Origin of the sequence: Amycolatopsis sp. NPDC049691, assembly GCF_040675005.1 — a bacterium.
Lineage (GTDB): Bacteria > Actinomycetota > Actinomycetes > Mycobacteriales > Pseudonocardiaceae > Amycolatopsis.
In genome coordinates, this window is sequence record NZ_JBFANX010000035.1 from 58772 (window position 1) to 78424 (window position 19653).

Annotated in this window: 22 protein-coding genes; 4 read left to right on the plus strand and 18 right to left on the minus strand. The window is 74.0% G+C overall.

What is annotated here, in order from left to right:
- Window positions 1–7: 7 nt before the first annotated feature.
- Together AB0J40_RS45195 and AB0J40_RS45200 are read right to left on the minus strand one after the other, a co-directional pair.
- Window positions 8–397, minus strand: coding sequence for an STAS domain-containing protein (locus AB0J40_RS45195; protein ID WP_364466449.1), 390 nt, complete (start codon window positions 395–397; stop codon window positions 8–10).
- A gap of 70 nt (window positions 398–467) precedes the next feature.
- Entirely contained in the window at window positions 468–1232 is a 765-nt protein-coding gene (locus tag AB0J40_RS45200; protein WP_364466451.1) for an ANTAR domain-containing protein, read from the minus strand.
- 202 nt (window positions 1233–1434) lie between these two features.
- Between AB0J40_RS45200 and AB0J40_RS45205 the strand changes: the two genes are divergently transcribed.
- A complete protein-coding gene (locus AB0J40_RS45205; protein WP_364466453.1) occupies window positions 1435–2367 on the plus strand; it encodes a PfkB family carbohydrate kinase in 933 nt (310 codons plus the stop codon).
- A gap of 4 nt (window positions 2368–2371) precedes the next feature.
- On the opposite strand, the gene ligD is transcribed toward AB0J40_RS45205, so the two are convergent.
- The 6 genes from ligD to AB0J40_RS45235 all read right to left on the minus strand — a co-directional run bounded on the left by ligD (window position 2372) and on the right by AB0J40_RS45235 (window position 6749).
- Window positions 2372–3949, minus strand: a complete 1578-nt coding sequence (gene ligD, locus AB0J40_RS45210) for a non-homologous end-joining DNA ligase (protein ID WP_364466455.1) — start codon at window positions 3947–3949, stop codon at window positions 2372–2374.
- Window positions 3950–3966: 17 nt separating this feature from the next.
- Window positions 3967–4104 carry a hypothetical protein gene (locus AB0J40_RS45215; RefSeq protein WP_364466457.1) on the minus strand — a complete coding sequence of 46 codons (138 nt, stop codon included), beginning with the start codon at window positions 4102–4104 and terminating at the stop codon, window positions 3967–3969.
- A gap of 5 nt (window positions 4105–4109) precedes the next feature.
- Complete coding sequence (locus AB0J40_RS45220) at window positions 4110–4664, minus strand: hemerythrin domain-containing protein (protein WP_364466459.1); 555 nt, start codon at window positions 4662–4664, stop codon at window positions 4110–4112.
- A gap of 51 nt (window positions 4665–4715) precedes the next feature.
- Window positions 4716–4901 (minus strand): hypothetical protein, encoded by a 186-nt coding sequence (locus tag AB0J40_RS45225; protein ID WP_364466460.1) that lies wholly within the window; start codon window positions 4899–4901, stop codon window positions 4716–4718.
- Complete coding sequence (locus AB0J40_RS45230) at window positions 4901–5089, minus strand: hypothetical protein (RefSeq protein WP_364466462.1); 189 nt, start codon at window positions 5087–5089, stop codon at window positions 4901–4903. Before AB0J40_RS45230 ends, AB0J40_RS45225 begins: the two co-directional genes overlap by 1 nt.
- An 85-nt stretch (window positions 5090–5174) precedes the next feature.
- The gene (locus AB0J40_RS45235; protein WP_364466464.1) at window positions 5175–6749 is read right to left on the minus strand and encodes an alpha-amylase family glycosyl hydrolase; all 1575 of its coding nucleotides are present in this window, start codon (window positions 6747–6749) and stop codon (window positions 5175–5177) included.
- A 26-nt stretch (window positions 6750–6775) separates the two neighbouring features.
- On the opposite strand from AB0J40_RS45235, the gene AB0J40_RS45240 reads away from it, so the two are divergent.
- Window positions 6776–7567 (plus strand): class I SAM-dependent methyltransferase, encoded by a 792-nt coding sequence (locus AB0J40_RS45240; RefSeq protein ID WP_364466466.1) that lies wholly within the window; start codon window positions 6776–6778, stop codon window positions 7565–7567.
- Between the two features lie 126 nt (window positions 7568–7693).
- Here the strand turns inward: AB0J40_RS45240 and AB0J40_RS45245 are convergent, their stop codons facing one another.
- The 10 genes from AB0J40_RS45245 to AB0J40_RS45290 form a co-directional block, all read right to left on the minus strand.
- Window positions 7694–8080: a hypothetical protein gene (locus AB0J40_RS45245; protein WP_364466468.1), complete on the minus strand. Its 387-nt coding sequence runs from the start codon at window positions 8078–8080 to the stop codon at window positions 7694–7696.
- 8 nt (window positions 8081–8088) lie between these two features.
- Complete coding sequence (locus tag AB0J40_RS45250; RefSeq protein ID WP_364466470.1) at window positions 8089–11340, minus strand: WXG100 family type VII secretion target; 3252 nt, start codon at window positions 11338–11340, stop codon at window positions 8089–8091.
- On the minus strand, window positions 11340–11657 hold the full coding sequence (locus AB0J40_RS45255) for a hypothetical protein (protein WP_364466472.1): 318 nt from the start codon (window positions 11655–11657) through the stop codon (window positions 11340–11342). The genes AB0J40_RS45250 and AB0J40_RS45255 overlap by 1 nt, the downstream gene beginning before the upstream one ends.
- Entirely contained in the window at window positions 11654–11917 is a 264-nt protein-coding gene (locus AB0J40_RS45260) for an acyl carrier protein (RefSeq protein WP_208608116.1), read from the minus strand. The genes AB0J40_RS45255 and AB0J40_RS45260 overlap by 4 nt, the downstream gene beginning before the upstream one ends.
- Window positions 11910–13550, minus strand: a complete 1641-nt coding sequence (locus tag AB0J40_RS45265) for a fatty acyl-AMP ligase (RefSeq protein WP_364466474.1) — start codon at window positions 13548–13550, stop codon at window positions 11910–11912. The genes AB0J40_RS45260 and AB0J40_RS45265 overlap by 8 nt, the downstream gene beginning before the upstream one ends.
- Before the next feature lie 9 nt (window positions 13551–13559).
- Window positions 13560–14144, minus strand: a complete 585-nt coding sequence (locus AB0J40_RS45270; protein ID WP_364466476.1) for a cysteine hydrolase — start codon at window positions 14142–14144, stop codon at window positions 13560–13562.
- Complete coding sequence (locus tag AB0J40_RS45275) at window positions 14137–15528, minus strand: MFS transporter (protein WP_364466478.1); 1392 nt, start codon at window positions 15526–15528, stop codon at window positions 14137–14139. Before AB0J40_RS45275 ends, AB0J40_RS45270 begins: the two co-directional genes overlap by 8 nt.
- Window positions 15525–15962, minus strand: a complete 438-nt coding sequence (locus tag AB0J40_RS45280) for a MarR family transcriptional regulator (RefSeq protein ID WP_364466480.1) — start codon at window positions 15960–15962, stop codon at window positions 15525–15527. The genes AB0J40_RS45275 and AB0J40_RS45280 overlap by 4 nt, the downstream gene beginning before the upstream one ends.
- Window positions 15963–16042: 80 nt before the next feature.
- Window positions 16043–16984 carry a sigma-70 family RNA polymerase sigma factor gene (locus tag AB0J40_RS45285; RefSeq protein WP_364466482.1) on the minus strand — a complete coding sequence of 314 codons (942 nt, stop codon included), beginning with the start codon at window positions 16982–16984 and terminating at the stop codon, window positions 16043–16045.
- 37 nt (window positions 16985–17021) lie between these two features.
- Window positions 17022–17537 carry a bifunctional nuclease family protein gene (locus tag AB0J40_RS45290; RefSeq protein WP_086683989.1) on the minus strand — a complete coding sequence of 172 codons (516 nt, stop codon included), beginning with the start codon at window positions 17535–17537 and terminating at the stop codon, window positions 17022–17024.
- 161 nt (window positions 17538–17698) lie between these two features.
- On the opposite strand from AB0J40_RS45290, the gene AB0J40_RS45295 reads away from it, so the two are divergent.
- Window positions 17699–18169, plus strand: a complete 471-nt coding sequence (locus AB0J40_RS45295) for an SRPBCC family protein (protein ID WP_364466484.1) — start codon at window positions 17699–17701, stop codon at window positions 18167–18169.
- Window positions 18170–18250: 81 nt separating this feature from the next.
- Window positions 18251–19642: an MFS transporter gene (locus AB0J40_RS45300; RefSeq protein ID WP_364466486.1), complete on the plus strand. Its 1392-nt coding sequence runs from the start codon at window positions 18251–18253 to the stop codon at window positions 19640–19642.
- Window positions 19643–19653: the final 11 nt, after the last annotated feature.

The following is a 19653-nucleotide window of genomic DNA, read 5'->3' on the forward strand; positions in this document are numbered from 1 at the left end:
CCGGCGCTCAGCAGGCGGTGTCGCGCACCGCCAGCAGTTCGCGCAGCGCGTCCGACAGCGACGCGAACATCGGGACCACGGCCGCCAGTCCCGTGATCCGGAACAGCCGGGCCAGCGTGCGGCTGTTGGCCACCACCCCGAACCGCCCGCCTTCCGTGCCGGCCAGCTGCGCGGCGGCCGCCAGCGCGCGGGCGCCGGCCAGGCCGAGGAACGCCACCTGCGTGAGGTCCACCACCGTCGTCCCGGGTGGGGACGCCGCCAGCTCGCGTTCCAGGATCGGCAGGGTCAGCGCGTCGATTTCGCCGGCGAAGGTAAGCACGAGCAGACCGGGGCGGTACTCCGTCCGGCGCACCGTGAGCGGCGCGGACCGGGCCGGGACCGGGGACGTGGGGGACACGGGTTCGGCAGGCCTTCCGGGGTGATCAAGGACGGGGTCTTGATACCCAAACCGCCGGAACGGAAACGCCCTATTTCGCGGTGAACGCCGACCAGAGCCGCTCGGCCGCGTGCCGGGCCGGGGCGCCCGGCCGGATCTCCGGGACGCCGGCGGGCCCGGGTGCGGGTCCGCGGCCGACGTGCTCGACCAGCGCCACCGCCAGCTCGCGGACCTTCACGTTGAACTCCTGGCTCGCGCGGCGCAGCGTCTGCCAGGCCTCGTCCGGTGCGCACCGCCGGACCGCGATGACCACGCCCTTCGCCTGCTCGATGGCGGCGCGGGAGGCCAGCAGGTCCAGCGTCTGGTCCGGGTCGCCGGCGCTGGCGGCCTCGGCGACCACCAGGCTCGCCTCGGTGAGCTTCTCGTAGCGTCGCAGGACGCCGAGGACTCCGGCGTCGAGCGGCCGGTCGAACACCGCCGACAGCACGAACGCGCCGGTGTCCTCCCAGAGGCCGGGCAGGGCGGCCGCGCCGCGGACCGCGGCGAGCTCCGGGCGGTCCGCGATCGCCCGGGAGAGCCTGGGCCAGCGTCCGTCGGCGGCGAGGTCGTCGGTGGTCACCGGGTCGCCGGTGGCGGCCGCGACGGCGACCGGGCCGCCGTGCGCCAGAGAAACCGGCAGCAGCCCGGCGGCGACCCCCGCGGCCGCCAGCACCCGCGGCGGGTGGCCGCCCTGCCCGACCGTGAGCCCCGCACCGAGGCACCCCGGCAGCTCGCCGGTGATCCGCTCGAGCAGCGCCTCCAGCAGCTCGGTCAGCGGTCTCCAGCGGTCGGCCGCGTTCATCAACGTCTCGGTCACCCGAACCTCGCTTTCACCCGTGTTCTCGTTCCTTGAGTTACCCCGAAGACGACGGTGGCCACCTCCGGGGCACGGACGAACCGGTACCGCCATCCGGGGGAACGGCGCCACGACCCGAACGTGCGGTTTATCCGCCGCCCGGAACGGGGTAGCCGATCTTCGCCAACCGAGGAGGCGCCATGACCGACCGGCGGTACCGGTGATGTTCAGCGAAGTCGTGGTCGTCGGGCAGATCGCCCGCGACCTGGTGGTCGAGGTCCCGGACGCGCCCGGCGCCGACTCTTCGGCGCCGGTCGAGCACCGGAAGGAGGTGCTCGGCGGGAAGGGCGCCAACCAGGCCGTGGCGCTGAGCCAGCTCGGCGTGGCCGTGTCGCTGGTCGGCGTGGTCGGCCGGGACCGCACCGGCGACGCCCTGCTCGCGCAGGCCCGCGCCGACCGGATCGGCACGTCGCACGTGGTCCGCCGGCCGGGCACCGAGACGGCGCTCCTGATCGACGTCGTCGACGCCCACGGCCGCCGCCGCTACCTCGAGCACGTCCCCGACGGGACGCTGCTAACAGAGACCGACGTCTTCGCCGCGTCCGCGCCGATCTCGGCGGCGAGCTCGCTGATCGTCCAGCTGCAGCAGCCGGCCCCGGCGGCACTGCTGGCCGCGCGGCTCGCGCACACCGCGGGCACGCGGGTCGTGCTGGACGGCGCACCCCGGGACCGCACCGGCGAGCTGCTCGCGCTGGCCGACGTCGTGCGCGCCGACGGCCACGAAGCCGAGCTCCTCACCGGGCAGCCGGTGGACGGCGTCGCGAGCGCCGCCCGCGCGGCGGCGGACCTGCGGGAACGCGGGCCGTCGCTGGTCGTGCTGGAGGTGGCCGGGCAGGGGAACCTGTTCGCGGGGCCGGCCGAGTCGTGGTTCGTGCCGCACGTGGAGACCGAGGTCGTCGACCCGACCGGCGCGGGCGACGCGCTGGTCGCCACGCTGACGGCGGCGCTGACCCGCCGCCGCCCGCTGGAGACGGCGGCGTGCCTGGCGGTGGCGGCGGCCGCGGCGACGACCGAGCACGCGGGCGGGCGGCCGCACCTGTCCCGCCCCGACCTCGACCGGCTGCAACCCCGGCAGCTCGAGACGGTCCACGCCTGAGCGCTCACAGGCCGGGCAGCTTCTGCTCGACCCCGAGCAGTGCCGCGAACGGGTCACCGCGCTCCGCCAGCCGTGCCGGGACGTCCCGGATCGTCCAGCGGTCCGGGGTGAGGCCGTCGTCGTCCAGCTCGGCCCACTCCAGCGGCACCGACACCGGCGCGCCCGGCCGGGGGCGCACGCTGTAGGGCGCCACCAGCGTCTTGTTCAGCACGTTCTGCGTGTAGTCGAGCCGGGCGCGGCCCCGGCGCTTGTCCTTCGACCACGCCCAGCTCACCAGGTCCGGCAGGACCCGCCCGATGGTCTTCGACACGGTTTCCGCCCACGCGCGGGTCTGCTCGAACGTGCAGTGCGGCGCGATCGGCACCCACACCTGGATCCCGCGCTGCCCGGTCACCTTGGGCCGTCCGGTCAGGCCGAGGTGCTCCAGCGCCGTGCGGTGCAGCCGCGCCAGTTCCAGGACCTCGGCGAACGACGTCTCCGGGCCCGGGTCGATGTCGAACAGCACCCACGTCGGGTGGTCGACGTCGGCCGCGCGCGACGTCCACGCGTGCAGTTCCAGAGCGCCGTAGTTCGCGAGCCACGCCAGCGTCGCGATGCTGTCCGCCACGACGTACCGCTGGCTCTCCCCCGCCTCGGCCCGCTCGTTGCGCCACGTCGTCAGCCAGTCCGGCGCGTGCTTCGGGACTTCCTTCTGCCAGAACCCGGCTTCGGTGACGCCCTGCGGGAAGCGGTGGGTGTTGAGCGGCCGCCCCGCAAGGTACGGCAGCATCGCCGGGCCGGCGGTGACGTAGTAGCGGATCAGGTCCCGCTTGGTCACCGGCTCACCGGCGCCGGCCGGCGGGAAGAGGACCTTGTCGAGGTTGGTCAGGGACAGCTCGCGGCCCCCGACCGACCACTTGCCCTTCGCGCCGAGGTCGTCGAGGGCCGCCAGCTCGTCCTCGGTGGCGGCGGTGAACCCGACGGTTTCCGCGGCCTGCGCGGCCGGCCGGTCGCCGTGCCACAGCGCACCGGGCGCGGCCGCCACCTCGTCGTTCGTCCGGCCGCTCTTCACCGAACGCGGGTGGTCTTCGGCGTCCCAGCCCGCTTCGGCGTGGTCGTCCTCCTTGTGCAGAAGGAACCACTGGTCCTTCTCGCCGCGGTTCGTGCGGACGAGCACGAACCGTCCGGCCAGCTTCTCGCCGTCGAGGTCGAAGTGCAGGGTGCCGTCTTCGATCGCCTTCGCCGGGTCGGCGTCGACCGGCCGCCATTCGCCGCGGTCCCAGACGATGACGTCGCCGCCGCCGTATTCGCCGCGCGGGATCACGCCTTCGAAGTCGGCGTACTCGATCGGGTGATCTTCGACGTGCACGGCCAGCCGGCGGACCTTCGGGTCCAGCGTCGGGCCCTTCGGCACCGCCCAGCTGACCAGGACGCCGTCGAGCTCCAGCCGGAAGTCGTAGTGCAGGCGGCGGGCGCGGTGGCGCTGCACCACGAACCGGTGTCCGGCCGGCCCGCCGACGGCCCCGCCGGCCGGCTCGGCGGTCCGGCCGAAGTCACGCATCTCCTGGTAGCGCCGCAGTTTGCGCGCCGAGCCGGCTGCCATGCCGACGGGGTACCCACTCAGTCCGGTGCCGACCAGGGCGGGTTCTTCTTCGCCAGCTCCTGGTACTCCTCGACTTCCTGCGGCGTCGGGTCGAGCCCGGCCTCCTCCGCGAACTCCTCCGGGTCCTGAGGTTCTCGTGGTTCTTCGGACGTCACCACCCTCACCGCCCCAGCGCGCCGCGGATGAGGTCGCGCGCGCGGTCCATGATCGCCGCGGGCGGACCGAGCACCAGGTTCGCCGTCGCGCTTTCGACCCCCGGGTGCGGCCGGGTCGGGCCGACGGCTTCGGCCAGCTTGGCGGTCGCGGCCATGGCACGCAGCCGCTCCGGCGGCCGGTGCGTGCGCAGCAGCGGGAACTCCTCGCGCTCTTCGTGGTCGGCGTGCGCGAGCACGTCGTCGCGCAGCTGGACGAGCAGCGTGTCGAACCCGTCGGCGTCGGGGCCCATCTTCTGCAGGGTGGTCAGCAGTTCCTTGGCCCGGTGCTCCTCACCGAGCCGCGCGTCGACGACCGGGACGGCCGCGGGCTCGAGGTCCCGGATCTCCGGGTGCACCACCAGTTCTTCGGCCGTTTCGTGCACGGCCAGCAGCCGCACCAGGTCGGCGAACACCTCCCGCCGCCGGTCGCCGCCGGCGGTTTCCAGCGCGGTGAACAGGTCCCGGATTTCGCGGTGCTGCCGCTGCAGCAGCTCGATGACGTCCTCGTCGTGGTCGGGCACGGAAAGCCTCCTCGTCGATGTGTGGGAGGGGTTTTCCCCGTGGCGGCCCGGTTACTCGTGCCGGTTGCCCACGGTGAGCCACAGCACGCCGGCGGCGGTCAGCGCGATCCCCGCGACCGTCCACCACGACCACCACGTGAAGAACGCGACGACCAGCCCGACGGCGAGCAGCACGCCCCCGCCGACGGAGGCGGTGTCGTCGTTCCCCGCACGCGAAAACCCGCCGGCGACGGCCATCAGCCTGCCCTCCCGTCGACGGCGGCCACGACCAGTGCCGCGCACCGCGCGACCGTCAGGCCTCGTTCCTGGGCCATCGCCTTCAGTGCCGTCTGCGCGGCGGGGCGGGTCATGCCTTGGGCGGCAAGGACTTCCAGCGCCAGGCCGACGACGTCGGTGGCGGGCGGGGCGGCGGATCGGACGGGCATCGGAGGACCTCCGGCTCGGACGGCGGCAGCGAACGCGACCGGATACCCGGCCGTCACCGAGTCAAACCCGCCGGGTGACCTCGCTTCACCTCCTGGCGAGCCACACCGCGGCGTCCGGCGGCAGCCTGCCTTCCTCGAGCGGCACGCTCGACAGCAGAACCCGGTCGCTGTCCGGCAATCCGACCGGCTCCGCCGACAGGTTGACCACGCACGCGAACCCCGGCTCCCGCGCGAAGGACAGCACGCCGGGAGACGACGGCACCCACGTCAGCGTCCCGTCGCCCAGCGCCGGGTTCGCCCGCCGCTCGGCCAGCGCGGCGCGGTAGAGGTTGAGCATGGACGCGGGATCGGCCGCCTGCGCCTCGGCCGTCGCCGTGCGCCAGTGATCCGGTTGCGGCAGCCACGTCGGCACGCCGTCGGGCCCGAAGCCGAACGGCGGCTCGGTGCCCGACCACGGCAGCGGGACGCGGCAGCCGTCGCGGCCGCGGCGCGTGTGGCCGGAGCGTTCCCACGTCGGGTCGGCGAGCACCTCCTCCGGCAGGTCCTCGACCTCCTCGAGGCCCAGCTCCTCGCCCTGGTACAGGTACGCGCCGCCGGGCAGGGCGAGCATGAGCAGCAAGGCCGCGCGGGCCCGCTGCCGGCCGAGCGCGAGGTCGCCGTCGGGCGCGAACCGCGTCACGTGCCGGACGACGTCGTGGTTGGACAGCACCCAGGTCGCGGGCGCGCCGACCGCGTGCAGTGCTTCGAGGGTCCGGTCGACGACCTTGCGCAGCGCGCCGGCGTCCCAGTCGCAGCGCAGGTAGTCGAAGTTGAACGCGGTGTGCAGCTCGTCCGGGCGCACGTACCGGGCGAGGCGGTCCGGCCGGTCGACCCACGCCTCGGCGACGAACACGCGGTCCGGCCCGAACTCGCCGGCGATCTTGCGCCAGGAGCGGTAGATGTCGTGGACGCCGTCGAGGTCCCAGTGCGGGTGCGCGGCGCGGTCCGGCGGCTGCGCGATCTCCTCGTCGTCGGTGCCGAGGTCGGGGAAGGCGGGGTCCTTGAGCAGGCCGTGGGCGACGTCGATCCGGACGCCGTCGACACCGCGGGAGAACCAGAACCGCAGCAGGTCCTCGAACTCGGCGCGGACTTCCGGGTGGTCCCAGTTGAGGTCGGGCTGCTCCGGGGCGAACAGGTGCAGGTACCACTCGCCGTCGGCGGCGCGCGTCCAGGCCGGGCCGCCGAAGACGCTGCGCCAATCGGTCGGCGGCAGTTCGCCGTCGGCGCCGCGGCCCGGCCGGAAGTGGTAGCGGGCGCGTTCGGGCCCGCCGCCGAGCGCCGCCCGGAACCAGGGGTGGCGGTCGGAGGTGTGGTTCGGGACGACGTCGATCAGCAGCCGCAGCCCCACCCGGTGCGCCTCGGCGACCAGGTCCAGGACGTGCGCGTCGGTGCCGAAGAGCGGGTCGGGGGTCCGGTGGTCCTCGACGTCGTAGCCGCCGTCGACCATCGGCGAGCGGTACCACGGGGTGGTCCACACCGCGTCGACCCCGAGGTCGGCGAGGAAGCCCAGGCGCGAGCGCAGGCCCGCGAGATCCCCGGTGCCGTCCCCGTCCGCGTCGGCGAAGCTGCGTACGTAGACCTCGTAGACGACGGCGTCGCGCCACCAGTTCGCGGAGTCCATGACACCCGAGTATCTACGCTGGGGGCGTGACCGACGCGTGGGAGTGGGATCCGTCCCTCTATTCGGGCAGTGCCGGGTACTACGTGCGGGGCCGTGCCGCGTATCCCCCATCGCTCGCCGAGGCGTTCGTGGCGGAGCTGGGGCTGGACGGTTCGGGGCGCCTGCTCGACGTCGGCTGCGGACCGGGGTCGCTGACGCTGCTGCTGGCGGGGTCGTTCGAGGAGGCGGTCGGGCTCGACGCCGACGCCGACATGCTCGCCGAAGCGCGGCGGCTGTCCGAGGGCTGCCGGTGGGTGCACCGGCGCGCCGAGGAGCTGCCGGCCGGGCTGGGGACGTTCCGGCTGGTGACGTTCGCCCAGTCGTTCCACTGGTTCGACCGGCCGAGGGTCGCCGCGGCGGTGCGCGGGATGCTGGAACCGGGCGGGATCTGCGCCCACGTGCACGCGACGACGCACGAGGGTGACGGCTCGGTGCCGCACGCGGAGATCGCCGAGCTGGTGCGGGAGTACCTCGGCCCGGTGCGGCGGGCGGGACGGGGGACGTTGCCGTCGGGAACACCGGGCGGCGAGCCGGAGATCTACCGCGGCGCGGGGTTCCGCGGCCCGCGCCGGTTCACGGTCCCGGGGCGGGTGGTCACGCGGACGGCCGACGAGGTGGTGGCCGGGGTGTTTTCGCTGTCCGGCTCGGCACCGCACCTGTTCGGCGAGCGCCGGGCGGAGTTCGAGGCCGGGCTGCGCGAGCTGCTGGGACGGGCGAGCCCGGCCGGGGTGTTCACCGAACGGCTACGGGAGATCGCGGTCGACCTCTGGGAGCCGTGACGGCCGGGTCCGTCGGCGGCGCTGCTCGGCCGGGGCCGCGCCACGAGCCGTGACCGCCGGGGCCGTCGGCGACACTGCTCGACCGACACCGCACCACCAGCCGCGACCCCCAGGCCCGTCAGCGGCTCACCAGGGGTTGTTGTCGAAGTCGTCCTCGGCCTCCGCCGCCCGCGCGCGGCGGGCTCGGCGGGGTGCCTCGTCCCGCGCCGATGGCGGCGGGGCGGCCGACGGCGCGAACGGCGCCGCTGCGCCCGGCTCCCCGCCGAACGCGTCCGTGTCGAACGCCGACGGCGCTTCCGTGCCGCGGTCGGTGCTCCAGCCCGACTTCGTCTTGCGCTGCGCCATCTCGCGCACGTGCTGGACGTACCGCTCGGCCGCCTGGACCTGCTTGGTCATGTACTCCTGCGAGCGAGCCTTGATCTCCTCGCCCCGCTGCTCGCGCAGCGCGCGCCGCTCGGACTGTTCGCGCACCAGGCCGGCCAGTTCGGCCTTCAGCGCGGCGATGTCGGTCATGGGTCCTCCTACCAGGTCCGGCGGCCGGACGGCGGGTCTTCGTCGTCGTTCAGGGAGCCGATGATCCGGCGGCCCGGCTCACCGAGGTTGTCGAACACCGCGCCCTCGATCCGGTACGCGGGCGACCGGCGCTCGGTGTCGCCACCGCCGCCACCGCCGTGGGCCCCGCCCATCGCGCCCATGCCGGGCATCCCGGACATCGGCTGGCCGCCCGGCCCGGCCGACGCCCCGGCCGGGGCGAACGCGGCCGCGGGCTGCGCCTGCCCGAAGCCCGCACCCGCGCCGGTGTGCGCGCCGCCGGACGTCGGCGTCTCGCCGAGCCCGGCACCCGCCCCGACGGGGTCGAGCCCCGCCGACGACAGCCCGGAGCCACCGTGCGAGCCGCCGCCGATCCCGGCCCCCGAGCCGCCGCCGTGGTGGGCGCCGGAACCGCCGCCGTCATGGCCGGCCGAACCGCCGCCGCCGTCATGGCCGGCCGAACCGCCGCCGTGGTGCGCGCCGGAGCCGCCGTCATGCCCCGCCGAGCCACCGCCGTCATGCCCGGCCGAGCCCCCGCCGCCGTGATGGGCGTCGCCGCCGGATGGGGACCCGAGGTCGCCGAGCGTGCCGCGGTGGGTCGGCAGGTCGTCGTCGAGCTTCTTGCCGGGCGTGTCGCCGAGGACGTCCGACGGCTTGCCGTCCTCGCCGAGGGTGTAGGTGGTCGGGGTGCCGCTGCCGTCGTCGACGGTGACCACGGTCGGGCCGTCCGGTCCGTCCGGCCGCTCGGCGGTGATCTTGAGGTCGCCGTCCTCGATGTGGATCTTGCCGTCGGGGCCGGGGCAGTACGTGTCGTCCGTCCCTTGTGGACTCTGCCCGTCGGCGTCCTTCGACCAGTCGAGCTTGAAGTCCTTGACGGCGTCGGTTCCCTCGCCGACCTTGATGTCCATCTTCCCGTCGTGGTCGGGTTCGGTCATCTCGAAGGTCTTGTCGCCCTGCTTGACCTTCAGGGTGTCGGGGGTGTCGTCGCCGTCCTTGCCGAGCAGGCCGTCCGGCTTGCCGTCCCCGTCCTTGTCGAGACCGTCGGGCTTGCCGTCGCCGTCGGTGTCCGAGCCGGTGTCGCCGAGCCCCGAGCCGTCGTCGGTCTTGATGCCTTCGCCGCTGAACTCCTTCAGCGCGTCGGCCGCCTTCTGCTTCGCCTCTTCCGCGGCCTGCTCGGCCGTGGCCTTGCCGTCGTCGCCGGGCCCACCGGATCCGGAGCCGGAGCCGCCGCCCAGGCCCTCGCCACCGCCGAGGCCGCTGCCCCCGGAACCGGTGCCCGAACCGGCACCGTCGCCGGACTCGGTCTGGATCCCCGGCCCGCTGAACTCCTTGAGCGCGTCGGCGGCCTTCTTCTTGGCCTCTTCGGCGGCCGCGGCCGCGGCGTCCTGACCACTGGACGACGGCGGCGGCACCGACGAAGGCGACGTGTCATCGGAGCCCGATCCCGAGCCGGCACCGGAGCCACTGCCCAGCCCTTCGCCACCTCCGAGACCGGCGCCCCCGCTGCCACCGCCGTCGAACGAGCCCAGCGCTTCCGAAGCCTGCTTCTTGGCGGCTTCCGCGGCCTCCGCGGCCTGCTTCTTCGCCGCCTCCGCGGCGGCTTCCTGGTCGCCTCCCGGCGAACCCGCGCCCCCACCGGCCGAACCGGCACCGGAAGGCGTGTCGGTGTCCGGGATCGGCGGCACGGAACCGCCACCCCCGGCACCCGAGCCGGAACCGCCGCCGGAGCCACCGGTACTGCCGTCCGGGATGCCCGAGCCCGAGCCACCGCCCGGCACGCCCGAACCACCGGCACCGGAGCCACCGCCCGGCGCGCCCGAGCCGCCGGTTCCGGAGCCACCGGCCCCCGAGCCGTCGCCGGGGATACCCGAACCGCCGCCCGTCCCGGAGCCACCACCGGCGCCGAAGCCGCTGCCGGCCCCGCTGCCACCGCCGGCCCCGCCGCCACTGCCACCACCGGCGCCGCTGCCCGTCCCGAACCCGTTCCCCGACCCGGAGCCACCGGCACCGCCACCGGCGCCACCGGGACCACCAGCGCCGCCCGTGCCGGACCCACCGGGCATCGACACGCCCTCGAACTCGTTCTTGACCGCGCCCATGACCTTGTCGAGGGCGTCATAAGCCTGGTCGACGAGGTCCTTCGTGTCCATGCAGGTCTTCTCGAAGCCCTTGTACAGCCGGTCCCACATGTCGGGGTTGAACTGGTTCTGGATCCACTGCTTGGCCAGGTCCTGGCCGTGCTTCTTGATCTCGTCGCCGTCGCAGCAGCCCTGGTCGTTGAGCGTCTTGACCAGGTTCGTGCCGAAGTTGAGGTCCATCCAGCCCGCGATCTGGGCCAGGTCCTGCTCGTTGCCGTGCTCGCCGCTGGCGACCGCGACGACCTTCTGCGCCATCGTGTAGTCGGCCTTGCCGACCAGGTCGGTGTACATGCCGATGACGGCGTCGGCCTTGCCCTTGCACAGCTGGAACACCGTGGTCGCGGTGGTCAGCGTCGCTTCGCTGACGTTGCCGAGCGTCTGGGCCAGTTTGGCGGCCTTCGGCTGGATCTTGTCGTTGTAGGTGTCGGACGCCGCGTCCGCGCCCGCGCCGCTCCACGTCTTGTACAGGCTGCCGAGCTGGGCACCGGTGTCCTCCAGCGTCCGGTCCACCGTCTCCGAGCCGGTCTTGAAGTGGGCGGCGTCCTGGACGAAGTGCTCGAAGCTGATCCCGCGCTGCTCGTCGAACGGCGCGCGGATGTCCTTGTCGAGGTCGAGCGCGCGCGTGTTGCCGCGGCAGTCGGCCGGGATCTTCGCCAGCAGCGACCCGAAGGTCTCGAACAGCTTCAGCGCGGGCGCGGCGGCGTCGAAGATCTCGTCGGACGTCTTCGTCCCGGTGGTGCCGCCGCCGTCGGCGGCCGCGGGCGGCTGGGTGCCGTCGAGCTTCGCCTTGCCCTCGTCGACGGCCTTCTTTTCCTGGTCTTCGTTGTAGGAGTTCTGGTCACCGCTGGACTTGGCCTTGTCGAAGGCCTCGTCGACCGACTGCCCGGCGAAGAGCGGGTTGGCGTTGTACGCGTTGGCGTACTTCTCGGCTTCCTGCCGCTTCTGCTTGATCTCGTCCGGTTCCTGGTCGGCCAGGAACGGCGGGGGCGGCGGGTTCTCCCGCAGCCAGCTGCTGATCAGCGCGCTCTTCTGCGGGGCGGGGACGCTCGGGTCGTCCAGCAGCGCCTTGACGTCGGACCACTTCTTCTTGTTCTCGTCGGCCATCAGAGCGAGCCCCCGGCGTTCGTGATCGCGCCGGCCTGGTTGTCCTCGTTGGTGCTGTAGGCCGACCCGGCGGTGCCGAGGTTGGTGCCGAACGAGCCGAGCGTGCTGCTGTAGCCGGAGACGGCTTCCCACAGCGCCTGCGCGCCGGCGGTGTACTTGGCCGCGTGGGCGTTGTGCGCCCGGCCGAACCCCTCCGCGGTCACCTGCGGGGTCTGCAGGTCCGGGTTGTCGTCCAGCAGGTGTTCCGCCAGATCCCCGATGGTCTTGGACGCCGTCGACAACGCTTCGGTCGTCGCGGTGTACCCCCCGCCGCTCATTTCCGAGCCTCTCCTGTAGGTCCGCCAGTTCCCAGGGCTTCCGCGAGCACGGCGGCCACCGAACCCACGTCGGTGAACCGATCGAGCTGGTCCAGGTCGATCGTCACGCCGTAGTAGACCTCCAGCGCCGCGAGGAGCTTGATCCGGCCCTTCGAGTCGATGCCCAGCTCCTCCAGCGGCGCGTCGGGCTCGACGAGGGCCGGGTCGAGCCGGAAGGTCTCGCTGACGACCTTCGTGACCTCGGCGCGGTGATCACCCACGGCCGCCACCATAACGTGCCTTCGCCGCCGACCGGGCGACCTTGCCACTCGATGTGCGCGGAAGTCCGCCGGAAGGGACCAGATGTACCGCACGGAGCGTGAGATCGTGCTCGCGTGACACCGCGCGCAGGACCGCCCGGGTCACCTCTTTGAGGTCCGCGTCGGCGTCGCGCGCCCACTCCGCCACCACCACCGCGCCTTCGCCGCGCTCGTCGGCGACGCCGAACGCGGCGACGCGGTCGCGGCGGACCGCCGGGTGGGCTTCGCCCGCCGCCGCTTCGATGTCCTGCGGGTGGAAGTTGCGGCCGTCGACGACGATGAGGTCCTTCAGCCGGCCGGTGACGTAGAGGTCGCCGCGGTGCACCACGCCGAGGTCGCCGGTGCGCAGCCAGCCGCCGGTGCCGTCCAGCGTCGCGCCGAACGCGGCGGCGTCGCCGCGGCCCCAGTAGCCGGTGGCCACGTTGGGACCGCGCAGCCAGATCTCGCCCACCAGGCCTTCGGGCTGCTCCTGTCCTTCGTGGACGATCCGCACGTCCTGCCCGACCGGACGGCCGACGGACACGAGTTCCTGGCCGTCGACGGTTTCGACGGCTCGGCCCTGCGCGAGCGTTTCGCGGTCGAACACCGCGCCGCGCGGCCCTTCCGGACCCGCGCTCGCGACGTACACGGTCGCTTCGGCGAGCCCGTACGACGGCCGGTACGCCTCGCGCCGGAAGCCGTGCGGGCCGAAGACCTCGAGAAAGCGCTCCACCGTGCGCGGGCGGACGGGCTCGGCGCCGTTGAGCGCGACCCGCACGTCCGACAGGTCGAGGCCGTCCTCGGCGCCGGCCTCGACGGCGAGGTCGTAGGCGAAGTTCGGGGCGGCGGTGAACACCGCCGGGTAGTCCGCGAGCTGCCGCAGCCAGCGCCGCGGCCGGTGCACGAACTCGGCCGGGGCCATGAACACCGCCCGGCCGCCGGCGAAGACCGGCAGGCACAGCAGCTGGATCAGGCCCATGTCGTGGAAGAACGGGATCCAGCCCGCGCACGTCGTGCCCTCGTCCACGGCGTAGGCCCGGCTCCCCTGCCAGCAGGCCGCGACGATCGCCCGGTGCGGGATGACCGCGCCGGCCGGCTCCCGCGTCGAGCCCGAGGTGTACTGCAGGTACGCCGGGCTCTCCGGCGCGACCGGCACCGGGTCGGCGCCCGGCCCGCTCAGCTCGTCGGCCACCAGGAGCTGGGCGGGGTCGCCGAATTCGCGGACCCGCGCGGTCGCGGCCGCCGACGTCAGCCACACCCGCGCGCCGGAGTCGGCCAGCACGCCGCCGAGCCGCTCGGCCTGCGCGCGGTTGCCCGGCGGCATCAGCGGGACGGCGATCAGGCCCGCGGCGAGGGCGCCGAAGAACGCGAGCGGGTAGGCGAGTTCCTGCCCGGCGAGGACGGCGACCCGCTCCCCCGGCTCCGCGACCCGGCGCAGCTCGCCCGCGACGACGCGGACCCGCGCGGCGAACTCGGCCCACGTCACCGTGTGCTCGGCGTCGTGGGTGTGGTCCTGGTGGGTGAACAGCGGGCGCTCGTCGTCCGCGCGGGCGAACAACCGCTCCACGATCGAGACGCGCAGCACCGCCTCGGGCACGGTCGCGGGACGGGGCACGCCGCGAACCTACTGGACGCCCCACAGGTCGCCGAGCCCGGCCACGTCCACGACGGTGGCGGTGCGCGGGAACACCGTGCCGGTCAGGAAGTCGTGCGTCGCCCGGTCGCGGTCGCCGCACGCGTCGCGCAGGACGACGATCCGGTAGTCGCGGTCCATCGCCTCGCGGACCGTGCTGAGCACGACGCCGCTGGTGCTCAGCCCGGCGAGGACGAGCGTCGTGATCCCGCGCTGCTCCAGCCGCGGCCCGAGGTCCGTGGTGGAGAACGCGCCGACGCGGATCTTGCGCACCCGGATGTCCTCGGGGCGCGGCGCGAGCTTCGGGTGGATCCGCGTGCTCGGAGCGTCGGCGTGCATCGCCGCGCGGAGGTCGGCGGAAGCGGCGATCGGGGCGAACACGCTCGTCTCGGGGATCGCGTCGAACTCGGTGTCCTCGAAGGCGACGCGCACCCAGCCGACGTGCCCGCCGCGGCCGCGGACGTCGTCGACGACGCCGGCGACGCGGTCGAGCAACGGGCCGGTATCGGGCAGCTGCCCGACGATGCCCTCCTGGTAGTCCATGACGAGCAGGGCGGTGCGGTTCGGGTCAAGCACGGGTTCCGTCCTTTCCGGGTGGGGTGGTGGTCCTGGCCAGGGAGCGGTCGAACACGGTGACGGCGAGGAAGACCGCGCCGATGCCGAGCAGCAGCAGCGCGAGGTCGTGCAGGCCGCCGGTTTCCGCGGCCGGTCCGTAGAAAGCGCCTTGCAGCGCGGAGGAGACGATCGCGCCGAGGTAGCCGGACGTGCGCAGCAGACCGGCCGAGGCGCCGATGTCGGCGGGATTCGCCTGGCGGTACACGGAGTTCTGCAGCGCGAGGCTGTTGAGCCCCTGCGGGATCCCGGCCACGAGCGCGAGCACGACGAGCAGCCAGACGGGCGCGGCGGGGTCCAGGGTCAGCAGCAGCGCGCAGCCGGCGAGCTGCCCGAGCGCGGCGACGACGAGCTTGCCGCGCACCTGCTCACGGCGCCCGCTGACCAGCGACACGAGGATGCCGGTCGCGAACAGCGGTAGCGTGGCGAGCCCGGCTTCGGCCGCCGAGAGGCCGCGCCCGTGCTCGAGCCACTGCGTGTAGCCGTAGAGGAAGCTGTAGGCGACGACGTAGGCCAGCAGCGAGCGGCCGTAGGTCAGCAGCAGCGGGCCGTTGCGGCCGAGCAGCCGCAGGTCGATGAACGGGTGGGCACAGGTCAGCTCGCGCACGGCGAAGCCCGCCGCGCCCGCCACGGCGATGACCGCCAAGTACCAGTCCCCCGCGCCCGGGTGCATCAGGAACAGCAGCAGGGAGACCAGAGAGCCCGCGAACAACGCCATGCCGGGCAGATCGAGGTCGAACGGCCCCTTCTCCGCCGGGCGGGGCGTCTTGGGGAAGCGGCGCGCTCCGAGGGCGAACGCGGCCAGCGCGATGGGGACGTTGAGGGCGAAGGTCGCGCGCCAGCCGCCGACGCCGATCAGCAGGCCGCCCAGCGCCGGGCCGAGCACCGAGATCGTCTGGGTCGAAATGGCCAGCACGGTGAGCACGGAGGCGGGGCTGCCGCGGCCGGTGCGGTCGCTTTCGTCGCGGATGAGCCGCATCGCCGCCGGGTAGCCGGCGCACGTGCCGAAGCCGAGGACGACCCGCGCGGCGATCAGCCACCCGAGGTCCGGAGCGAGGGTGCCGAGCACGCCGGCCAAGCCGACCAACGCGGTCGCCGGCAGGAACACCGGGCGCGGCCCGAACCGATCGATCAGCCGCCCGGCCACCGGCTGCCCGACGGCGGTGGCCAGGTACAGCGCGGAGATCAGCCACGCGGTCGCCGAGGCGGGCGCGCCGAACGCGACGCCGATCGGCACCAGCGCGACCGCGATGATCGTCGAGTTGACCGGGTTCAGCACCGCGCCCGAGACGAGCGGGGCCAGCAGCCGCCGGTCGAACCCGTCCCGCGTCCGATCGCGGGTGGTCATGGTTCGACGACGCGGCCGAGCAGGGCGAGCGCCTCGGTGACCACGGCCAGCTCGGCGCCGGTGAGCCGCTCGGCGAGGGTCCGGGCCAGCCACTCTTCCCGCGAGGCGCGGGCACCCTGGCCGTAGGCCCGCCCCTCGGGCGTGAGGAAGATCAGCTGACGGCGGCCGTCCTCGGGGTCGTCCTCGCGGCGGACCAGCCCGAGCTTCTCCAGCGCGGCCACGGTCGCCGCCATCGACTGCGGGCGCACGCGTTCCGCGCCGGCCAGCACGCTCGCCGTGGCCGGCTCCATCTTCGCGAGCCGGGCGAGCGCCGAAGCCTGTGCCGAAGTCAGGCCGCCGACCGCCGTCGCGTCCATCATCTGCCGCCGCAGCCTGCCGACGAGCACGCGCAGGGTCTGCGCGGCCGCGACCGCCTCGGCCTTCTTCGAAGTCATATCGACAGGATAGACTGAACAGTTAACCCTGTCGAATTTACGCCGACGCGAGCCTTCGGAGGCAGGTGTCTACAATGGACTCAGGACAGCACGGCGGGGAGGTCGAACAACGCCAGTACGGCGGGATCGGCGAACACCACGTTGTGCGCGACCCGCCCGCCGGCCACCGTGAACACCTGCAGGGTGTGCAGCCGGTGGACGCCGGTGTCGTCGCGGCAGTAGGCCACCAGCGCGGGCTGGCCGTTCGCCGCGGCGCGGGTCATGCGCCAGTCGCGGCCGCGCATCGCGAACAGCCGCTCCAGGAACCGGCCGTAGCCGTCCGGCCCGAGGTACCACAGCGGGACCGGCGGCATCTCCATCACGACGTCCTCGGTCAGCAGGCCGACCAGGCCCGTGACGTCGGCGGCTTCGAACGCGCGGACGTACCGGTCCAGGACCGCTTCCACCGCCGAGTCGTCCGGTTCGGGCACTTCGTCCGCGGTCAGGCCGCCGAGGCCCGCCCGGGCGCGCTGCAGGGCGCTGTTGACCGCCGCCGGCGTCGTCTCCAGGAAGCCGGCCACCTCCGCCGCGCTGAACTCCAGGACGTCGCGCAGGATCAGGACGGCGCGCTGCTTGGGCGGCAGCGTCTGCATCGCGGCGAGCAACGCCAGCCGCAGCGTGCCGCGGCGGGCCAGGCGCAGGCCCGGGTCGTCGAGGCGCGCGTCCGGGAACGGGTGCAGCCACGGGATTTCGAACGACGGCGTCAGCGGCGCGGCCGGGTCGTCGCTCGGGCGGCCGAGGCCCGACGGCAGCGGGCGCCGAGCCCGGCCTTCGAGGGCTGTCAGGCAGGCGTTGGTCGCGATCCGGTAGAGCCAGGTGCGCACCGACGCGCGGGCCGGGTCGTAGCCGTCCCACGCCTTCCACGCGCGCACCAGCGTGTCCTGGACCAGGTCCTCGGCCTCGTGCACCGAGCCCAGCATGCGGTAGCAGTGCACCAGGAGCTCACGCCGGTGCGGCTCGGTGCTCGTCGCGAAGTCCGGCATCGCTCCCCCGTCGCCCGTGGTGAAGGAGCCGATTCTGCTACAGGTCGTCGAAGTCCTCGGGACGCAGCCCGTCGAGTTCGGCGCGGAAGCGCGCGACCTCGGCCTCGGTGTCCAGCACGTCGGCGGCGGGGCCCTCGGCCTCCTGCTCGACCTCCAGCTGCACCGACGCGACGTCGAGCACCTCTTCGGCGACGCTGATCGGCGCGCCCTGGCGCAGGCCGAGCGCGACGGCGTCGCTCGGGCGGGCCGACACGCGCGTCCCGGAGGCGAGCACGAGGTCGGCGTAGAAGATCCCGTCCCGCACCTCGGTCAGCTCGACCGCGGCGACGCCCTGGCCGAACGCCGCGAGCACGTCGCCGAGCAGCTCGATCGTCCCCGGGCGCGGCTGCGCGATCTGCTCGCGCGCCCGCACGAGGGCCTCGGCCTCGCCGTACCCGATCATGATCGCCAGCCAGCGGCGGGCCCCGTCCGGCTCCCGCAACAGCATCAGCGGTGCCTCGCCGGGCACCGGGACGGCCATTCCCACCACCTCGATCGGGATCACGCTGACCACCGCACCCTCCGTGTAGGGACACTCCTCCGCGCGCGAGATACCCAGAACCCGCGGTCGGCAACCCGGTTCCGCGCGGGAGTTTTTCACCGTCGACTCTCCTCCGCTGCGGACTCCGCGGGAACCCCTTGCCGGGTGCGGCGCGGCGCTGTCACCGTCGGGGCGTGGAACCGACGATTTCGCGCACCATCGACGTCCCGGCCGACGCGGGCACGGTGTGGTCGTGGGTCACCGACCTGCCCCGGATGGGGGAGCTGAGCCCGGAGAACGTCGGCGGCCACTGGCTGGACGAACCGGGCCTCGGCGCGCGCTTCCGCGGCCGCAACCGCAACGGCGACCTGCAGTGGTGGACGCGGGTTCGCGTCGTGGCGTTCGAGCAGGACCGCCGGTTCGCGTTCGACGTGCGGACGCCGATCGGCTCGCGGGTGTCGAGGTGGGAGTACGTGCTGACCCCGACGGCGGCGGGCTGCCTGGTCACCGAGAACTGGTACCGCAGCGGCAGCTGGGTGGTCCGGAAGTTCATGGGACCGCGGGTGACGGGCCGGGCCGACCGGCCGGGCTACAACGTGCGGTCGATCGAGCACACCCTCGCGGCGATCAAGGCGCGGGCGGAGGAGCGGGCCGCGGCGGCGTGATCTCCCTCGCGCTCAACTGGTCAGTCTCTTGTTGAGACCCGCCCTGTCCGGCTAGGTTGCTTTTTCAAACCTAGGAGGACCATGACCGACACCGCGCCGAAGCCCGGCCTCGTGCTGCTGGTCGTCTCGACGGCGGCGTTCCTCGCCAGCCTCGACACGTTCATCGTCACGATCGCGTTCCCCGGCATCCGGGCCGCGTTCCCCGGCGACGACCTCGCCACGCTCTCCTGGGTCCTCAACGGCTACACCGTGCTGTTCGCCGCCTGCCTCGCGCCCGCCGGCCGCCTGGCCGACCGGTACGGCCGGAAGCGGCTGTTCCTGCTCGGCGTCGCCGTCTTCACGCTCGCCTCGGCCGCCTGCGCCGCCGCGCCGTCCATACCGCTGCTCATCGCCTTCCGGGCCGTGCAGGCCGTCGGAGCCGCGCTCGTCATGCCGACGTCGCTGGCCCTGCTGCTGACCGCCTTCCCCGCGCACCGGCGGCCGCTGGCGGTCGGCGTCTGGGCATCCGTCGGGGCCGCGGCCGCCGCGCTCGGGCCACCCGTCGGCGGTCTGCTCGTCGAGGCGTCGTGGCGCTGGGTGTTCCTGGTGAACCTGCCGATCTGCGCACTGACGCTGCTGGCCGGCCCGCGCGTGCTGCGCGAGTCGCGGGACACCACCACCGGCGTCCCGGACCTGCTCGGCGCGGCGGGCCTGCTCGCCGGCGTCGGCGCTCTCGCCTACGCGCTGGTCGAAGCACCCGACCACGGCTGGACCGCGGGACCGGTCCTGCTCGCGTTCGCGATCGCCGTCGTCGCGCTGGCCTGGGTGCCGGCGCGCTCGGCGCGGCACGCGGTGCCGGTGCTGGACCTGCCGGCCCTGCGCGTCCCGACGCTGTGGCTGGCGTGCGTGACGACCGGCGTGTTCGCGGCCGGGTTCGCCGCGATGCTCTTCGGCAACGTGCTGTTCCTGACGTCGGTCTGGCACGACTCGATCCTGGTGGCCGGCCTGTCGCTGGCCCCGGGACCGCTGATGGTGGTGCCGGTGTCGATCCTGGGCGGCCGGTTCGTGCACCGCTTCGGCCCGGGCCCGGTGGTCGCCCTCGGCGGCGTCTCGTTCGGCGGGGGCGCGCTGGTCTGGTTGCTGCGCATGGGATCGACGCCCGACTACGTCGCCTCGATGCTGCCCGGCCAGCTCCTGACGGGCATCGGGGTGGGGTTGATCCTGCCGAGCCTGTCCGGGGTGGTCGGCACGGTCCTGCCGCCGGCCCGCTGGGGCGCGGGCTCGTCGATGGTCAACACGATGCGCCAGATCGGCACGGTCCTGGGGACGGCGGTACTGGTGGCGATCTTCGCGGGCACACCGGACCTGACGGACTTCCGCCACGGCTGGCTGCTGGTACTGGCCACGGCGGCGGCGACCTCGGCGGGCGGCCTGGCGATCGCGGCCCGGCGGCGCACCGACCACCACGTCGAGCCCCTGCCGCAGTTGTCGTGAGTGTTCGGGGC

What these genes read in the sequence shown, in the direction of transcription:
- AB0J40_RS45205 (WP_364466453.1), top strand. Translation starts at nt 1,435, where the DNA reads ATGTTCAGCGAAGTCGTGGTCGTCGGGCAGATCGCCCGCGACCTGGTG.
- ligD (WP_364466455.1), bottom strand. Translation starts at nt 3,949, where the DNA reads ATGGCAGCCGGCTCGGCGCGCAAACTGCGGCGCTACCAGGAGATGCGT.
- AB0J40_RS45225 (WP_364466460.1), bottom strand. Translation starts at nt 4,901, where the DNA reads ATGGCCGTCGCCGGCGGGTTTTCGCGTGCGGGGAACGACGACACCGCC.
- AB0J40_RS45230 (WP_364466462.1), bottom strand. Translation starts at nt 5,089, where the DNA reads ATGCCCGTCCGATCCGCCGCCCCGCCCGCCACCGACGTCGTCGGCCTG.
- AB0J40_RS45235 (WP_364466464.1), bottom strand. Translation starts at nt 6,749, where the DNA reads ATGGACTCCGCGAACTGGTGGCGCGACGCCGTCGTCTACGAGGTCTAC.
- AB0J40_RS45245 (WP_364466468.1), bottom strand. Translation starts at nt 8,080, where the DNA reads ATGACCGACATCGCCGCGCTGAAGGCCGAACTGGCCGGCCTGGTGCGC.
- AB0J40_RS45250 (WP_364466470.1), bottom strand. Translation starts at nt 11,340, where the DNA reads ATGGCCGACGAGAACAAGAAGAAGTGGTCCGACGTCAAGGCGCTGCTG.
- AB0J40_RS45255 (WP_364466472.1), bottom strand. Translation starts at nt 11,657, where the DNA reads ATGAGCGGCGGGGGGTACACCGCGACGACCGAAGCGTTGTCGACGGCG.
- AB0J40_RS45275 (WP_364466478.1), bottom strand. Translation starts at nt 15,528, where the DNA reads ATGACCACCCGCGATCGGACGCGGGACGGGTTCGACCGGCGGCTGCTG.
- AB0J40_RS45280 (WP_364466480.1), bottom strand. Translation starts at nt 15,962, where the DNA reads ATGACTTCGAAGAAGGCCGAGGCGGTCGCGGCCGCGCAGACCCTGCGC.
- AB0J40_RS45285 (WP_364466482.1), bottom strand. Translation starts at nt 16,984, where the DNA reads ATGCCGGACTTCGCGACGAGCACCGAGCCGCACCGGCGTGAGCTCCTG.
- AB0J40_RS45300 (WP_364466486.1), top strand. Translation starts at nt 18,251, where the DNA reads ATGACCGACACCGCGCCGAAGCCCGGCCTCGTGCTGCTGGTCGTCTCG.